Source organism: Thiomicrorhabdus sp., assembly GCF_963662555.1.
Taxonomy (GTDB): domain Bacteria; phylum Pseudomonadota; class Gammaproteobacteria; order Thiomicrospirales; family Thiomicrospiraceae; genus Thiomicrorhabdus.
This window is the reverse complement of record NZ_OY759719.1, coordinates 14414-30802: the sequence shown is the minus strand read 5'-3', so window position 1 is coordinate 30802 and position 16389 is coordinate 14414. Positions and strand designations below refer to the sequence as shown.

General features: G+C 38.7%; 15 protein-coding genes. 12 read left to right on the top strand and 3 right to left on the bottom strand.

Annotation, left to right across the window (positions count from 1 at the left end; genetic code table 11):
- Positions 1 to 63 precede the first annotated feature (63 nt).
- From ACORJQ_RS00130 to ACORJQ_RS00120, 3 genes are all read right to left on the bottom strand, one after another.
- Complete coding sequence (locus tag ACORJQ_RS00130) at positions 64 to 882, bottom strand: CbbQ/NirQ/NorQ/GpvN family protein (protein WP_321324927.1); 819 nt, start codon at positions 880 to 882, stop codon at positions 64 to 66.
- Between the two features lie 325 nt (positions 883 to 1207).
- On the bottom strand, positions 1208 to 1561 hold the full coding sequence (locus tag ACORJQ_RS00125) for a ribulose bisphosphate carboxylase small subunit (RefSeq protein ID WP_321326894.1): 354 nt from the start codon (positions 1559 to 1561) through the stop codon (positions 1208 to 1210).
- Positions 1562 to 1582: 21 nt separating this feature from the next.
- Positions 1583 to 3001: a form I ribulose bisphosphate carboxylase large subunit gene (locus ACORJQ_RS00120; protein ID WP_321324926.1), complete on the bottom strand. Its 1419-nt coding sequence runs from the start codon at positions 2999 to 3001 to the stop codon at positions 1583 to 1585.
- Positions 3002 to 3209: 208 nt separating this feature from the next.
- On the opposite strand from ACORJQ_RS00120, the gene ACORJQ_RS00115 reads away from it, so the two are divergent.
- From ACORJQ_RS00115 to ACORJQ_RS00060, 12 genes are all read left to right on the top strand, one after another.
- Positions 3210 to 4136, top strand: coding sequence for a LysR family transcriptional regulator (locus ACORJQ_RS00115; RefSeq protein ID WP_321324925.1), 927 nt, complete (start codon positions 3210 to 3212; stop codon positions 4134 to 4136).
- Positions 4137 to 4201: 65 nt separating this feature from the next.
- Complete coding sequence (locus ACORJQ_RS00110) at positions 4202 to 5143, top strand: LysR substrate-binding domain-containing protein (protein ID WP_321324923.1); 942 nt, start codon at positions 4202 to 4204, stop codon at positions 5141 to 5143.
- 254 nt (positions 5144 to 5397) lie between these two features.
- Positions 5398 to 6777, top strand: coding sequence for a ribulose-bisphosphate carboxylase (locus ACORJQ_RS00105; RefSeq protein WP_321324920.1), 1380 nt, complete (start codon positions 5398 to 5400; stop codon positions 6775 to 6777).
- Between the two features lie 182 nt (positions 6778 to 6959).
- Entirely contained in the window at positions 6960 to 7760 is an 801-nt protein-coding gene (locus tag ACORJQ_RS00100) for a CbbQ/NirQ/NorQ/GpvN family protein (protein ID WP_321324919.1), read from the top strand.
- A gap of 172 nt (positions 7761 to 7932) precedes the next feature.
- Entirely contained in the window at positions 7933 to 10197 is a 2265-nt protein-coding gene (locus ACORJQ_RS00095; protein ID WP_321324917.1) for a nitric oxide reductase activation protein NorD, read from the top strand.
- Positions 10198 to 10236: 39 nt separating this feature from the next.
- A complete protein-coding gene (locus ACORJQ_RS00090; protein ID WP_321324915.1) occupies positions 10237 to 10692 on the top strand; it encodes a hypothetical protein in 456 nt (151 codons plus the stop codon).
- Positions 10693 to 10859: 167 nt separating this feature from the next.
- Entirely contained in the window at positions 10860 to 11102 is a 243-nt protein-coding gene (locus tag ACORJQ_RS00085; protein WP_321324913.1) for a hypothetical protein, read from the top strand.
- Complete coding sequence (locus tag ACORJQ_RS00080) at positions 11099 to 11755, top strand: carbonic anhydrase (RefSeq protein ID WP_321324911.1); 657 nt, start codon at positions 11099 to 11101, stop codon at positions 11753 to 11755. The genes ACORJQ_RS00085 and ACORJQ_RS00080 overlap by 4 nt, the downstream gene beginning before the upstream one ends.
- Before the next feature lie 18 nt (positions 11756 to 11773).
- Positions 11774 to 12493: a response regulator transcription factor gene (locus ACORJQ_RS00075; protein ID WP_321324910.1), complete on the top strand. Its 720-nt coding sequence runs from the start codon at positions 11774 to 11776 to the stop codon at positions 12491 to 12493.
- Between the two features lies 1 nt (position 12494).
- On the top strand, positions 12495 to 13862 hold the full coding sequence (locus tag ACORJQ_RS00070; RefSeq protein ID WP_321324908.1) for a sensor histidine kinase: 1368 nt from the start codon (positions 12495 to 12497) through the stop codon (positions 13860 to 13862).
- Between the two features lie 128 nt (positions 13863 to 13990).
- Positions 13991 to 15190, top strand: a complete 1200-nt coding sequence (locus ACORJQ_RS00065; protein WP_321324906.1) for a TolC family protein — start codon at positions 13991 to 13993, stop codon at positions 15188 to 15190.
- Positions 15190 to 16389, top strand: a complete 1200-nt coding sequence (locus tag ACORJQ_RS00060) for an efflux RND transporter periplasmic adaptor subunit (RefSeq protein ID WP_321324904.1) — start codon at positions 15190 to 15192, stop codon at positions 16387 to 16389. Before ACORJQ_RS00065 ends, ACORJQ_RS00060 begins: the two co-directional genes overlap by 1 nt.

Here is a 16389-nt window from a genome sequence, read left to right as displayed (position 1 = left end):
TATACATTTTTTATTCAACTTAGCACCTGTGCTCATTAATTAAGAGCAACAGGCCTGGTGGTTTTATTCAAAAAATGTATCTACTGTTGTTAATAACGTATCTAAAATATCATCATCATCCGTTAGTGGAGTGATAAGTGCCATAGTACAAGCTTTCTTAGGATCAACACCTTTGTTAATAAGCTGTGCTGCATATACTAATAAACGTGTAGAGATACCTTCATCTAAACCGTGACCTTTAAGGTTACGTGAACGCTGAGCAATTTGAACCAATTTCTCTGCAGTTGCTTGGTCAATACCCGCTTCTTTAGAAACGATATCGGCTTCAATTTTTGCTTCTGGGTAGTCAAAACGGAATCCACCAAAACGCTGTTTAGTTGATTGTTTTAGGTCTTTCATCATTGACTGATAGCCAGGGTTATATGAGATAACTAACTGAAAATCAGGGTGTGCTTCAACTAATTCGCCTTTCTTATCCAAAGGTAAAATGCGACGGTGATCCGTTAACGGGTGAATAACAACCGTAGTATCTTGACGAGCTTCAACAACTTCATCTAAATAACAGATAGCACCGATACGTGCTGCAACGGTTAAAGGACCATCTTGCCAACGTGTACCGTTGATATCGATTAGGAAACGACCAACTAAATCAGATGCAGTCATATCTTCGTTACAGGCAACAGTAATTAATGGCTTATTTAATTTGTGAGCCATATACTCAACAAAACGAGACTTACCACAACCAGTAGGTCCTTTAAGCATGATTGGCATACGTGATGCGTAACCAGATTCAAATAACTCAATTTCATCCGCAACAGGGCGGTAGAAAGGTTCTTCTTTAATTAGGTATTGAGATGGATCTAATGCATTGACTTCTGACATGGGATTCTCCGTTAACATGACAAATTCAAAAAAGAGTTTTCAAACTTTTAGATTTGTTCACTTATTTAGAAATAAACAAATCTAAAGTGAAAGGTCGGCCAGTTTCGGGGCCAGCCGACCTGTTTTACTAAATCGTGAGGTATAAAAGTGATTTAGCAAACTTGGTTAAGAAAGGCCTAGACTTAGTTGTGTAGGCATTTCTCAGAATTTGGATAGACTAGAAAAAAGTTTTTCTAGTCTAAAAGGGCGGTGTTTTATAAATTTACCAGGCCTGGTAAATTTATAAATTAACACCTGATATTAATAAGAGCGTAAAACGCTGTTATTACATATCACCACGCTTGATAAGCATGTTAGCACCTTGAGACTGCGCAAAGTTATCATAACCAATCAAACGAACGTGGTTGTTTGGGTTAGCTTTGATGCAGTTATCAACTTCAGCTAGTACTGCGTCTGCAGAAGTTTCACCGAACATTGGAAGTTTCCACATGTACCAGTAGTAGTCAGTCGCACGCTCTGGCTCAGAGTGTTCGATTGCAGGGTTCCAGCCTTTGTCAATGATGTACTGAACTTGTGCTTTAACCTGTTCTGAAGTCATAGTCGGTAAGTAAGAGAACGTCTCAGCCTTACGTGACTTAGGATCAGAAATACGTGATGGGTAATCTTGAATACTCATTATTCTATTCTCCTAAATTTTCAATTACTTATGCTTAACGTCAAGCTTATCAACTGTATCGAATTCGAACTTGATTTCTTTCCAAGTTTCCATTGCGATCTTAAGTTCTGGGCTATCTTTAGCAGCACTAGTAAGGATTTCTTTACCTTCTTTCTCAACTTCACGGCCTTCGTTACGAGCTTGTACACAAGCTTCCAACGCAACACGGTTAGCAGCTGCACCAGCAGCGTTACCCCATGGGTGACCTAAAGTACCACCACCGAACTGAAGAACAGAGTCATCACCGAAGATAGTAACAAGAGCAGGCATGTGCCATACGTGAATACCACCAGATGCAACCGGCATAACACCAGGCATAGCACCAAAGTCTTGGTCAAACATGATTCCACGTGAACGATCTTCAGCGATGAAAGAATCACGCATGATGTCGATCCAACCTAGAGTTGCTTCACGGTCACCTTCTAACTTACCTACAACAGTACCTGAGTGTAAGTGATCACCACCAGATAAACGTAGTGCTTTAGTTAAAACACGGAAGTGAATACCGTGGTGTGGGTTACGGTCAATTACACCGTGCATTGCGCGGTGAATGTGTAACAATAGACCGTTCTTACGGCAGTAGTTAGCAAGACCAGTGTTAGCAGTAAAACCACCCGTTAGGTAATCGTGCATGATGATTGGCGTACCAATCTCTTTAGCGAACTCAGCACGCTCATACATTTCTTCTGGAGTACCAGCTGTACAGTTTAGGTAGTGACCTTTACGCTCACCAGTTTCTGCTTGTGACTTTTCAATCGCATCTTGACAGAAAAGGAAACGATCTCTCCAGCGCATGAATGGCTGTGAAGTTACGTTTTCATCATCTTTAGTGAAGTCAAGACCACCACGTAGACACTCATATACTGCACGACCGTAGTTCTTAGCAGAAAGACCTAGTTTAGGCTTGATAGTACAACCTAACATTGGACGACCATACTTGTCCATTTTGTCACGTTCTACTTGAATACCATGTGGAGGCCCACCGCAAGTCATAACATAAGCTAGTGGGAAACGGATATCTTCAAGACGACAAGCACGTAATGCTTTAAATCCGAAAACGTTACCAACTAATGAAGTCATTACAGATACAACTGAACCTTCTTCAAATAGGTCAATTGGGTATGCAATGAAAGCGTAGAAACAAGTATCGTCACCAGGAACGTCTTCAATTCTGTACGCACGACCTTTATAATAGTCAAGGTCAGTTAGTAAGTCAGTCCAAACAGTTGTCCATGTACCTGTTGAAGATTCTGCAGCTACCGCAGCAGCGATTTCTTCACGTGGAACACCATCCTGTGGAGTTACTTTAAAACATGCTAGAAAATCTGAGTCTTTTGGCTCGTAATCTGGCATCCAATAAGTTTCGCGGTATTCTTTTACACCGGCATTGTAAGTCTTAGCCATGTTCTACCTCATATAGGTTAAAAAAACTTTTATCTGAAAATCGTATATTGAGTGGGAAGTTGTTCCCCTTCGTTTTCAGTTGCTGCCCATGTTAAAAACTTTTCCCAACCATGGCAATACAGCGATTGTTATGCACAACATAGACAAATGTATATAATAGAAAAAATTCAAATTCATAAACTTACACTTGTTACGGTAAAAAAAATATATGCATAATCTCCATATTACTGCCCAGCAAATCCGCATATTTGAAGCGGTTGCACGTAATTTAAGTTATACAAAAGCAGCGGAAGAATTAAGTCTAACTCAGCCTGCAGTTTCCATTCAGGTGAAGCGTTTAGAAGAGAATAATGACGTCAAGTTTATTGAAGTTGTTGGTAAAAAATTGTTTTTGACCAGGCCTGGTGAACATATGTTTAAGACCTGTAAAAAAATATTAGCTGAGTTAAATGATCTTAATATTAGTATCAAGTCTGAGCAGGCTCGTATTGATGGTGAGTTGCGTATTGCCGTGGTGACCCCAGCCAAGTATTTTATGCCTTATATTCTTAAAGCATTTCTTAATCGTTACCCTGATGTTAAGCCAATGATTACGGTTATTAATCGTCGTCGAATCCTTGATGAAATCAAGCATAATCAATATGATCTCTCTATTATGGGGCGAGTTCCCGAAGACTTAAATATGCAAGCTTTTCCGTTTTTTCAAAACGAGCTTGTGGTAGTTGCTCCGCCAAAACATTCTCTCTCTAAAGAGAAAAAAATTCCTATTACAGCTCTTTCAAATGAACGCTTTTTAATGCGTGAAAAAGGGTCTGGTATTCGTGATTCTGTGCAAGAAAGATTTGTTGAAAACGGTATTAATCTTGAACCTTATATGGAATTAGGAAGTACTGAAAGTATTAAACAAGCAGTAATGGCAGGTTTAGGTATTTCTGTTTTACCTAAGCAAGCCATTCGGTTAGAAAATCGCTACCGACATATAGATGTTTTGGATGTTGAAGGGTTTCCTATTACACGAGATTGGTATGTAGCAAAAGTGGCTGGTAAATCATTAGTTCCTGCTGCACAAGCTTTTTTGGAATTCTTAAATTCTGTTGATATTAATAAACTATTAGTTATGTCTGATACGCGTTAATGAATCGTTTTTTAGTCAAAATTTATAAGGTTCATATTATTAATTTAGCAGTGGAGTGAATAAATATGCCTGAGAAAATTTCACTTCTCGCACGTAATGCTACATTACGTCAGTTGCAAGTGTTTGAAAGCATTGCTCGTCATAGTAGTTTTTCCAGGGCGGCAGAAGAACTGCACCTTACTCAACCAACTGTGTCAATGCAGGTAAAGAAACTCAGCGAAGTGTTGGATACGCCTTTATTCGAACAAATCGGTCGTAAAGTGTATTTAACCGATGCAGGGAAGGCTCTGTATGATTCTGCTAATGTCATCCTAAATCAACTCTCTTTAGCAGAACAAAAGATTAACCACTTAAAAGGTTTCTCTGGCGGAAGTGTTAGTCTTGCGGTTATTTCTACTGCACAATATTTTGTTCCAAAAGTTATCCATGAGTTTACTCAAGCCTATCCAGATGTCACTGTTTTGTTAAGAGTGGGTAATAAAGAAACGCTTTTAGAAAGAATCTCAAAAAACAGTGATGATTTTTATTTGCTCGGTCAACCTACGGAAGAACTCAATGTTGAATCTTCCCAGTTGGCGGTAAATCCACTAGCTTTTGTTGCCAATGCCAATCATCCTTTAGTCGGTAAGAAATTAGATATCTCAGACTTGGCCAATGAACCATTTTTAATGCGTGAAACTGGTTCAGGTATCCGAGCTCAAATAGATAAAGTGTTTGCTGAATTTGAATTTCAACCGCATATCAAGATGGTTCTAGGTGGAAATGAAGCGATACGTTTGGGATTGTTACAGAATTTGGGTGTTACGGTTGCATCGGTTCCCACATTAATGGAAGAGATTGGTCAAGGCAAGATAAAAATTCTTGATGTAAAAGGTTTTCCAATTAACCGTCATTGGTATCTGGCTTATCCAAAGGGTAAGGTGCTTTCTATTGCGGCAGAAAAAATGATAGAACTCTTAAAAGTAGAAGGTCAGAGATTAAGCCAAAAAGCATTTAATGAGTTCTGATTTGCCTTGTATTTAGTTTCTATATTTTGGTAACTATTGGTTATTTATTGGTGAATTTGAAAAAGCTATAGTCTTTTATCTATAGAAACAATCAAAATTATTGATTTGAACTTATTGATTACACCTCTATAATAGTTTCTCGTTTCGGGGTTAAATCAAATTGAATATTTTTCAATTATTTGAAGTATCAATGGTTTAACTAAAAATAAAGGGCAGTGAATCAATTTCACAAACCCCAATATGAGGTATAGAAAATGGATCAGTCGAATCGTTATGCTGACTTGTCTTTGAAAGAAGAAGATCTGATTGCAGGTCAAAACCACATTCTTGTGGCTTATACAATGGAACCAGCTGCTGGTTACGGTTACCTAGAAGTTGCCGCTCACATCGCTGCTGAATCTTCAACTGGTACTAACGTTGAAGTATGTACTACTGATGATTTCACTAAAGGTGTTGACGCTTTAGTATATGAAATCGATGAAGCTGAAGGCATCATGAAAGTTGCATACCCTTTCGATCTTTTCGATCGTAACGGTACTGACGGTAAGACGATGATCGTTTCTTTCCTAACTCTTGCTATTGGTAACAACCAAGGTATGGGTGATGTTAAGAACCTTCAGATGTTTGATTTCTGGGTTCCAGAAACTAAATTACACCTATTTGACTGCCCAGCAGTAGATATCTCTGATATGTGGAAAATGCTTGGTCGTCCACAAGAGAACGGTGGTTACATCGCTGGTACTATCATCAAGCCTAAGTTAGGTCTACGTCCTGAGCCGTTTGCTGACGCAGCATACCAGTTCTGGCTAGGTGGTGACTTCATCAAAAATGATGAACCACAAGGTAACCAAACTTTCTGCCCAATGAAAAAAGTTATCCCATTAGTTGTTGACGCAATGAACCGTGCTCAAGATGAAACTGGTGAAGCGAAACTTTTCTCTGCTAACATCACTGCAGATGATCACCACGAAATGTGCTACCGTGCAGACTACATCCTAGAAGCTTTCGGACCTAACGCTCCACAAGTTGCTTTCTTAGTTGATGGTTATGTTGGTGGTCCAGGTATGATTACTACTGCACGTCGTAACTACGCGTCTCAGTACTTACATTATCACCGTGCAGGTCACGGAGCGATTACTTCTCCTTCTGCTAAACGTGGTTATACTGCTTTTGTTCTTGCTAAGATCTCTCGTCTACAGGGTGCTTCTGGTATCCACGTGGGCACAATGGGCTTCGGTAAGATGGAAGGTGGTGCTGATGACCGTAACATCGCATACATGATCGAACGTGATGAAGCTCAAGGTCCAGCATTCTTCCAGAAGTGGAACGGTACTAAGCCTACTACTCCTATCATCTCTGGTGGTATGAACGCTCTACGTCTACCTGGTTTCTTCGAAAACCTAGGTCACGGTAACGTAATCAACACTTCTGGTGGTGGTTCTTACGGTCACATTGACTCTCCTGCAGCTGGTGCTAAGTCACTTGCTCAAGCATATGATTGCTGGAAGTCTGGTGCAGACCCAATCGAATACGCTAAAGAACACAATGAGTTCGCACGTGCGTTTGAATCTTTCCCTGGTGATGCAGATAAAATCTACCCAGGTTGGAGAGAGAAATTGGGCGTACATAAATAAGAAATTCGGTTTCGAATCTTATTTAAACACCCAAAAGGAAACCTCTGCTTTCGAGCAGGGGTTTTTTTTAATACAAAATAAAAAACCAATCAAACTACTAGGTTATTTACCACTATGTTTTTATATAAAAATACAGTGATAAATCACTTTTCAGCCAACCATTAATGTTACGGGGAACAGACATGGATATTTCACAATATAGAATTGATAGCGAACCTTTTTACAATGCACAGTCAAATGAAGTTGAGCTTTATGAAGCGGCTTATGGGGCACGTTTGCCAGTAATGGTTAAAGGGCCAACAGGTTGTGGTAAATCACGTTTTGTTGAACATATGGCATGGAAACTAGGTAAGCCAATTATTACGGTTTCTTGTAACGAAGATATTACCGCATCAGATCTAGTAGGCCGTTACTTATTAGACGCTAATGGAACACGTTGGGTTGATGGTCCTTTGACTATGGCTGCGCGTTACGGTGCCATCTGTTACCTAGATGAAATTGTTGAAGCACGTCAAGATACCATGGTTGTTATCCATGCATTAACGGATCACCGTCGTGAACTTTCATTGGATAAAAAAGGTGAATTAATCAAGGCACATGAAGATTTTCAGTTAGTTATCTCTTATAACCCTGGTTATCAAACAATGATGAAAGATCTTAAACAATCTACAAAACAGCGTTTTTGTGGTCTAGATTTTGATTACGCCGACGCAGCCGCTGAAGCCACCATTCTAGAAAAAGAAGGTGGTGTCGATCGTGATACGGCTAACAAGTTAGTTAAAATTGGTGAAGCAGCTCGTAGCTTAAAAGGTCATGGTCTTGATGAAGGTATCTCTACACGTTTGATGGTGTACGCAGCAACCTTAATTAACCAAGGTATTGAGCCGATTGAAGCTTGTAAAATGGCGATGGTGCGTCCAATCACGGATGATGCGGATATTCGCGAAACATTAGACAACGCAATCGAAATGATCTTCGGCTAAATCATCTATTGAGGATTGCTGTTTTTGGCACTGTACTTCATTGGTTTCGTTCATGTACATTTGTACACTCCCTCAACCCGCTTTGCACAGCACTCAAAACCATCAACCACAATTAGATGATTCTCTTTTATTTAGAAAGAGATTTTTTTCTGTTAAACGCGAGAGTTTAATTATGAATGAAGAATTATTTGCCGAATATCAGCATAAATTTACATGTAAGTTTCCAAAAGCGATAGAGCTGTTTCCGGAATTTATTGATCATGCTGTTAAAACCTTGAGTCCTGAAGGGGTTGAGGCGTATCTGGATGCGGCTAACTTCTTGTGTAAAATTGGCCAAGGTGTTGAACCTGTGTTGGTTTATATGGAAGTGATGCCCGAGATTGCCGCTCACTTTGGTCCGGGTACCAATAAATTGGTATCTGACTATGCTTATCAATTGGCTCGTAGTCCAAACAAAAAATCGCTAATTCCATTTTTGGCCACTTTAGGTCATGTGTGTCGTCGTATTGACCGAGTAGAAGATCTAGAGCAATATCTTACTATTCTGGATGAGTTTGTAGATAAGACTCAGACCGTCATTCATGGGCATCATTCAATCCATGAAAGTCCAGGAATGGTTGCATTATTAACACATATGCCTCAACTAATTTCACGTTTGTGTTTAACGGGAATTCGTAACTTTATACATTACGGTGCGGTCAATTACCAAGCCTCACCAGATGAACAGATTGCCTATTTCAGTTTAGAATCACATGATGCTAAAAGCATTATTCAACGTGAACGCCAGGGCACAACATTTAAAGATGTTGAACGCCACATGGATATGTTAAAAGAATGCTTGTGGGATTGTGAATTACCATTTTCTATTTTCTCAACCGCCTTTGATCAGATTCGTGTGCCTACCCCATATTTAGATGATGATCTGATTGCGGTACCTGATGTCTATGAAGATGAAAATGGTATCAGTGGTAAAGATCGTTATCGTGCCATGTTAGCCCATATCATGGCCCATAAACGCTGGTCAGGTAAGTTGATGGCGGATAACTTTGCCCCGCATATGCAGTTATTTGTCTCTATTTTTGAAGACTCTCGTGTTGAATATCTGTTAATGAAAGAGTATCCAGGTTTCAGAAAACTCTTTATGGCATTACATCCATGTCCTGAAAAAGGAGCATGTGATGATAAAAAACAGTCTTGTCTACGATATAGAGCAACGCGTTTATCTCGTGCCTTGTTAGATGAAAATTTTGATTCAAGTAATTCGTTGATTGAAGATTTTCGTCAGCAGTTCCATGCCATTATGGAAGAGAAAGGTGAAGATTCGACTACGCAAGATATGGCGATGTTGGGTACCAAGTTTTATGTTAAGGCCAGAAAACAATCTTCTGATAGTTTGCCGGATATTTTCTTTGATGACACTGAAGTCAGTTATCGTGATGATAACCGCTATATTTGGCATCATTATGAAGAGTACGATGAGGCCGATGAAATCGTACCTAATGAATACGAAAGTGAAGAAAAGGTTGTTGATACTGCTGATAGCTTACCGCCACGTCATTATGATGAATGGGATTATATTTCAGAAACTTATCGTCCAGATTGGGCAACAGTTTATGAACGTTTGCACCCATCAACCAGTGCCAATAAGGTTGATAAGTTGATGGAGAAACATGGTGATTTAGCGAAACGTTTAAAGAAAATGATTGAAATGTTGAAGCCACAAAATAAAAAGCGTATTCGTTTTCAAGAAGAGGGTGATGAGCTAGATTTAGATGTGGCATTACGTTCCATTATTGACTTTAAAAATGGCCAAGCACCAGACCCTCGTATTAACTATAGTCATACTACGGATAGTCGTAATATCGCAGTTATGTTATTGGTCGATACGTCACAATCGCTAAATGAACGTAATAAAGATACTGGCCAAACGTTATTGGAGCTTTCGCAAGAAGCCTTGGCTATTACCGCTTGGACGGTTGAACAGTTAGGTGATAAGTTTGCCATTGCAGGCTTTAGCTCTGACACTCGTCATGAAGTGCGTTATCAGCACATTAAAGGTTACTCTGAACATTACGGAGATCCAGTTAAAGTACGTATTAGTGCTATGGAAGCTAAGTTCTCTACTCGTATGGGAGCGGCTATGCGTCATGCAGCACATTACTTGGAAGCTCAAGAGGCAGAAAAGAAATTGATGTTGGTGTTAACAGATGGTGAACCTGCTGATATTGATACTAAAGATCCACAAATGTTAATTCGTGATACGCATAAAGCGGTTGAAGAATTAAAAAGTCGTGGAATTTACACATACTGTATTACGCTTGATCCAAAAGCAGATGAGTATGTGGAAGATGTCTTTGGTTCTCAATATACCGTTATTGATCATGTAGACAAGCTACCAGAGCAATTACCACAAGTGTTTATGAAGTTAACGCATTAAGAGCGTAAAAATTTAACTGATTAATTGGGAATAAAGTGAATGACAAATAAAATTACTGTGCAAATGCTGTTTCATTTTAAGGGTGAAGAGCATTGTTATCGTGCAGAAATTCAACTACCTTTACATTTAGGTGGTATGACCGAATTTTATTACAGTTTGCCTCGCCGTATTGCAGAACGTAATGGAGTGGATACCTACTCATATATGTTTGATATGATGGAAAGCAGTCCCATTGAGGTAATATCTGCAACAGGTTATGTGGCACGTTTTCTTGAAAATGGTCCAGTGTCAATGGATGAATTTGTCGCAGCCTGCAATAATGTTACTCCTGAATCTTTGTTACAAGATATTGCTGAAAACTTTACTCTTACGAGTCAAACGCTCCAAAGCACCATTACGGCTCAAGCGGACTTAAAAGTCGCTTTAGGTAAAGAATTAGAACAAGCATTAAAACAAGCCTATGAGATAGGGTTGTCTAAAGGCGGCTCCCAGTAAAAAGTTTCTTCAATCAAATAAACACTATAAAATGCCCTAAATTTATTTATGGGCATTTTTTTTGGCTACAATATTAGAAATATTAATTTAGAGATTGTGCCAAGGAAATGGATAGCCTCTTTTTGTTTATTATTGACAAGTAAGTTTGTAGATAAGAGTTAAATACTATGTGTATATTTATCCTAGCCATAATGGGGATTTTATTATTTTATCTTTCTGGCTCAATTGGTCAATTTCAGTTAACTGAAGTGATTGATGGAATTTCTCTTCCAGCTAGTGAGGGTTGGCAAATACTGTATAGTTTATGGCCAGCAATGGCATTTATGTTTTTTGCAGGTATCTTTGCCGTATTAATCATTATGAAATTTGCAAAAAAAGCAGAATCCACAACAGAACAGGAAAACCAATGAGCCAGTCAAGTAAACCGTGTAATTGTAATCAAGACCTTGCAGAGCTTTTTCATAATAACCAAGAGTGGGTTGATGAAGTCAATGCAGCAACTCCTGGTTTTTTTGAACGTTTAGCTTTGCAACAAAAACCAGAATACTTATGGATTGGCTGTTCTGATAGCCGAGTACCTGCAAACGAACTTGTAAAGATGGATCCAGGTACCATTTTCGTTCACCGTAATATTGCCAATTTAGTAAATTCGAGTGATATGAATGTATTGTCTGTTATTCAATATGCGGTTGAGATTTTAAAAGTGAAACACATTATTGTGAATGGTCATTATGGATGTGGTGGTGTTAAAGCTACTTTTAATGAGTCAAACCCAGACTTAATCGATCATTGGATTCGCCCAATTCGTAAATACCATTCTCGCTTAAAAGAAGAATTTGTTGGTTTATCAGAAGAAGCTCAGGTTGATAAACTTTGTGAAATTAATGTGGTAGAGCAAGTTAGAAATATTTGTCATATTCCTGCGGTTAAGAAAGCCTGGAAAAATGGCCAATCTTTAGCCATTCATGGTTTTATTTACAATATTAATGATGGTAGATTACATAACCTAGATGTTTCGGTTGATAATCTAGAAGATGCTGAGAAAGCCATTGTTAGAGACTAAAGAGCCAAAATTAATCTAATGAAAATACTATTGGTTGAAGATGAACCTTTACTGGTGGAAAATTTAACCCAGCGTTTTAAAACGTCAGGTTTTATTGTTGACACGGCTTATGACGGTGAAGAAGGTTTGTATTTAGCCCTAGAGCATCAATACGATCTGATTGTTCTGGATTTAGGTTTACCAAAATTACCAGGCCTGGTTGTTTTAGAGAAACTTCGTGAGGCTAACATCTCTATTCCTATTTTAATTCTTACGGCACGTAATAGCTGGCAAGAGCGCGTAGAAGGATTAAAAAAAGGAGCCGACGATTATTTAGGCAAACCCTTCCATTTTGAAGAATTATTGGCAAGAATTGAGGCGTTAGTTAAACGCCACTTGCCTAAACGTGATGCCATCTGTTTTTCACCTAAACACATCGCAGGCTTAGATTCAGTCTGTTTAGACACCCAATCAAAAAGTTTATTAATTAATCAACAACCACAAGTACTCACCGTTACAGAATACCGTTTAGCGTACGCATTCTTTAGTCGCCCACAGCAGGTTTTTTCTAAACAAGTTTTGCTCGATAAAATCTCCGAAAGCAACGATGAAAAAGAGTCAAACATTATTGAAGTTTATATCCGTAGATTACGTTCATACCTTGGAAAAGAAGCTATTCTAACCCAGCGTGGACAGGGGTATCGACTAACATTAGCGGATGACAATTCAATTCCTGCTCAAGAAGAGGGTAGCGAATAAAATGAAATCACTGCAGCATCAATTATCCGTCTTACTTGGGCTAAGTGTGCTGGGTGTCTTTATTTTGTTTTGGTGGTTTTCAATCAATACCATTCATCAGGTTGCAGATGACTATGTGTTAACTCGTTTAGACCATGATTCAGAAGCGGTGGTGAAAAACCTGCACCTTAAAAATAATCAATGGCATTTAGACATTGAGAATATTGAACCTATCTACTCTAAAACGCATTCGGGCCATTACTTTGTTGTAAAAGTGGGTCAACAAATCTTTAAATCCCCCTCATTAAACCAATACCCTTTGTTGTTACAGGCCTGGAAAAACAGTGATAATGAAAACTTGGTGTATGAAACCTTAGGGCCTTTGGTTGGAGAGGGTGATCAAGTTAAACGATCAAAACTGCTGGTTTTAGCAACTAAAACCAGTAAAAACAATGTGCCAATCCGTCTCTATGTTGCTGAGGATCATTCTCCGATACAAGAGAGTTTAAAATATTTTGATTGGGTGTTTGGTAGCTTTGCTTTAATTACGTTATTGCTACTTTATGCGTTACAAAAATGGATTTTAAAGCGTACCTTTACACAGTTGGCGCCCATTGAGAAACAGCTAAAAGATTTAGAGATCACTCATCAATTTTCCATTGATCAGACTCAATATCCAAAAGAAGTTGAATCGCTGATTGAAGCTTTAAAAGGAGCATTGCAACAAGCGGCTAAACAATTAAAAACGTCTCGTCAGTCTAATGCTAATCTGTCGCACGCCTTAAAAACACCGCTAAATTTAGCCTTTCAAATTTTAGAGCAAGTCGCCATAAATCCTTCGCCAGAAAATTTGCAGGTTGTTCAGCAACAGATGCAGCAGCAATTGTCTAAGATTCATCATTTAATTGATAGAGAGCTTAAAAAAGCCCGAATCGCTTCAGATGCTCCATTAAGTAATCGTTTTGATTATAAAAGTGATTTGGAGGAGTTAGCCGACTCGTTAAAGCAATTACATCAAGTCAAAAATATACAGCTAAATCTTAATTTGCCTGATTTACCAGGCCTGGTCATTGAAAAAGAAGATGGCTTTGAGTTATTTGGTAATTTATTAGACAACGCCTTTAAATGGGCAAGAACACAAGTGACCTTTACTCTTACCGAACAACTAGGTTGTACAACCATTATGATTGAGGATGATGGTAAAGGTGTGAGTGATGAACTGTTAAACAGTTTACAAACCCGTGGTTTTAGAGCGGATGAAAGCATTCCCGGTCACGGTATTGGCTTATCGATTGTTAAAGACTTAGTAGAGGCCTATTCAGGCGAATTACAATTTAGTCGTTCGGATTTGGGTGGTTTAAAAGTACAGATTATTTTTAGGCCTCGATAGTTACACCGGTATTACACAGATTTTTGTTTTTTCTTTTCCTCCTTATTTATTTTCTTTTTAATTTTCAGTTTCATTTCATTTTCATTTTCTAACATATGCTTCATTATTGATGACTCTAGGAAAGTGTTATGAAGCAAATCCAGATTTTAAGTCTTACAGGCCTATTCTTATTTGGGCTATCCAGCCAAGTTGCACAAGCTGCAACTTACTCTGATTTATTAAAAAATGTTATGCAAAACCAGCCTGAACAAACCTCATTATCAGGTTATGACGAGGTTGAACGTTCAGCTAACAATGCAGCAAACAGCCTGTTTGCTGGTAACACCAACTTGGTTATCGCTCATGAAAATGATGCCATGACAGGTAATTTAGATAAAACTAAGTGGCATATTGGTGCCGAGTTTCCTTTGTGGCTGCCAGGCCAAGCTGATAGCCAAGAACAATTAGCCAAAGGCTATTCTAGTCTTAGAAATGATCAGGTTAACTATCTAAAATGGCAGGCTTCAGGTCAACTGCGTGATTTGGTATGGCAATACAGAGAAGCTCAAGTTCAAGCTGAGATGGCTGAAAAATCAGTTGCTCAGGCTAATGCATTATTCGATCTAATTAATAAGCTCGTTATGGTTGGTGAAAAACCAAAAATTGATGCATTGATGGCTCAAAAACTCTTGTTAACTGCAGAGTCTCAACTTCTTTCTAAGCGTAACCAGTTAGATTCAGTTAAGAAGCGTTATCAGTCTTGGACTGGCACACTTGAATTGCCTGTACCGCTTACTGAAAATACCACCGCTTATGATATTAATAATCATCCTGAACTCAACAAGTTGAAAACCGAATTAGATATTGCTCGAGCTGAATTGCAAAACCTAAAAGCGGTTCAAAAAGATAACCCTGTATTAAGCATTGGTGGTTTTCAAGAAGAGGATAGAGCGATGTCTCCTAATACCTCTTTATTTGCTCAAATTACCTATCCAATTGGCTCAAGCCCAACCAAAAAAGTTGAAACGGCTAAACAAAATACAGTTGTATTAAGCAAAGAAGCCAAGATTAAGCGTTATCAATTCGAATTGCAAAATCGTTTATATGCAAGCCAGCAGGCCGTGTTTTTAACAGCGAAAAAACTCACCATTAGTGCTCAAGATATGCAACTAGCGGAACAAACGTTACAACTCGCTCAGCAAGCCTATCGGGCAGGTGAAAGTAATATACAGACTTTAATGGCTGCTCAACAGACTTTTTTAAAAAGCTCATTACAGCAAGCACTTACCCAAATTGAAATGGCTAAAGCCATTGCCAACCGCAACCAAATTGCAGGAGTATCTTTATAATGCACACTACATTGTTAACTCAGACTAAAAATAATTATTTAGCTCAATTTTGTAAGTCCTTAAAACTTTCTAAAATTTCTAAGGTCACTGCTGCTTTGGTACTCTCTGTTTCTGCAATAGGTTATGTACCTTATGCAAGTGCTTCAGAAGCTGCAACATTGCCCACTCTAAACTTAACCACAGAACAGATGGATGCTCTTGCTATTCAAACGCAAAAAGTAGCAATGGTTAAGACTTATCCAAGTAGTGCTTTTATTGCACAAAGCATGGTGCCGTTAAATCAACGTTATGCTGTTACCATGCCTGTATCAGGGCAAATCTCTGCCATATATCATGTGCATGGTCATGTAGATAAGGGTGATGTTATTGCCACTGTTTACAGTGCTGAGCTACAAATGATGCAGAGTGATTTTGTGGCGACCTTGGCAGATTTAAAAGCACAAAAGGCGGCATTAAAGCGTGCAAAGTCACTAAGTAAAACGGGGGCAATTTCTAGCAAGCAACGTCAAGCACTAGAGGCAAGCGTGAGAAAGCTTTCTCAAATGAAAATTCAGCAAAAGCAAGAACTATTGCATGTGGGAATGGATTCTAAATTGGTTGCAGAACTAGAAAATACCCAGCAAATTCAGTCAGCAGAGTTTTCGTTAGTTGCTCCGGTAACGGGTGAATTATTTGATATTAAAGTCGAAGCTGGTAAACGTGTTGAAGCACAAGCGGCTGTGGTTTCCATTGCTAAAACTAATCCAATCGTTATTAATTTAGAAGTACCTGTTAAAGACGTTGAAGGGTTAGCGGAGGGTCAATCTGTCACCGTTGCTACGCTTGATAAACCAGGTAAAGTTGCACATATTTCAGATTTTGTAACTCCTGATACGCAGTCGGTTGAAGTACATACGGTATTTGATAATGCCGATTTTGCTATCAAACCCGGTCAGTTGTTTTATGTGCAATTTCAACATGAACAACCTGCATATCAAACGGCAATGAACGCCTTAACAACGATGAATAATCAAGACATTATTTTTGTACAGCAACAGAAGGAAATTAAGGCTGTGCCAGTTGTTGTTTTACAAACTTCTAATGGTCAATTGTTCTTTAACCCAGTCCATCAAGAGGATATTAATGCACAAAGTATTGTAGTTACTCATGGTGCATCAAGCCTTAAAAGTAACATGATGGCTGAAGAAGGCGGAGAATAA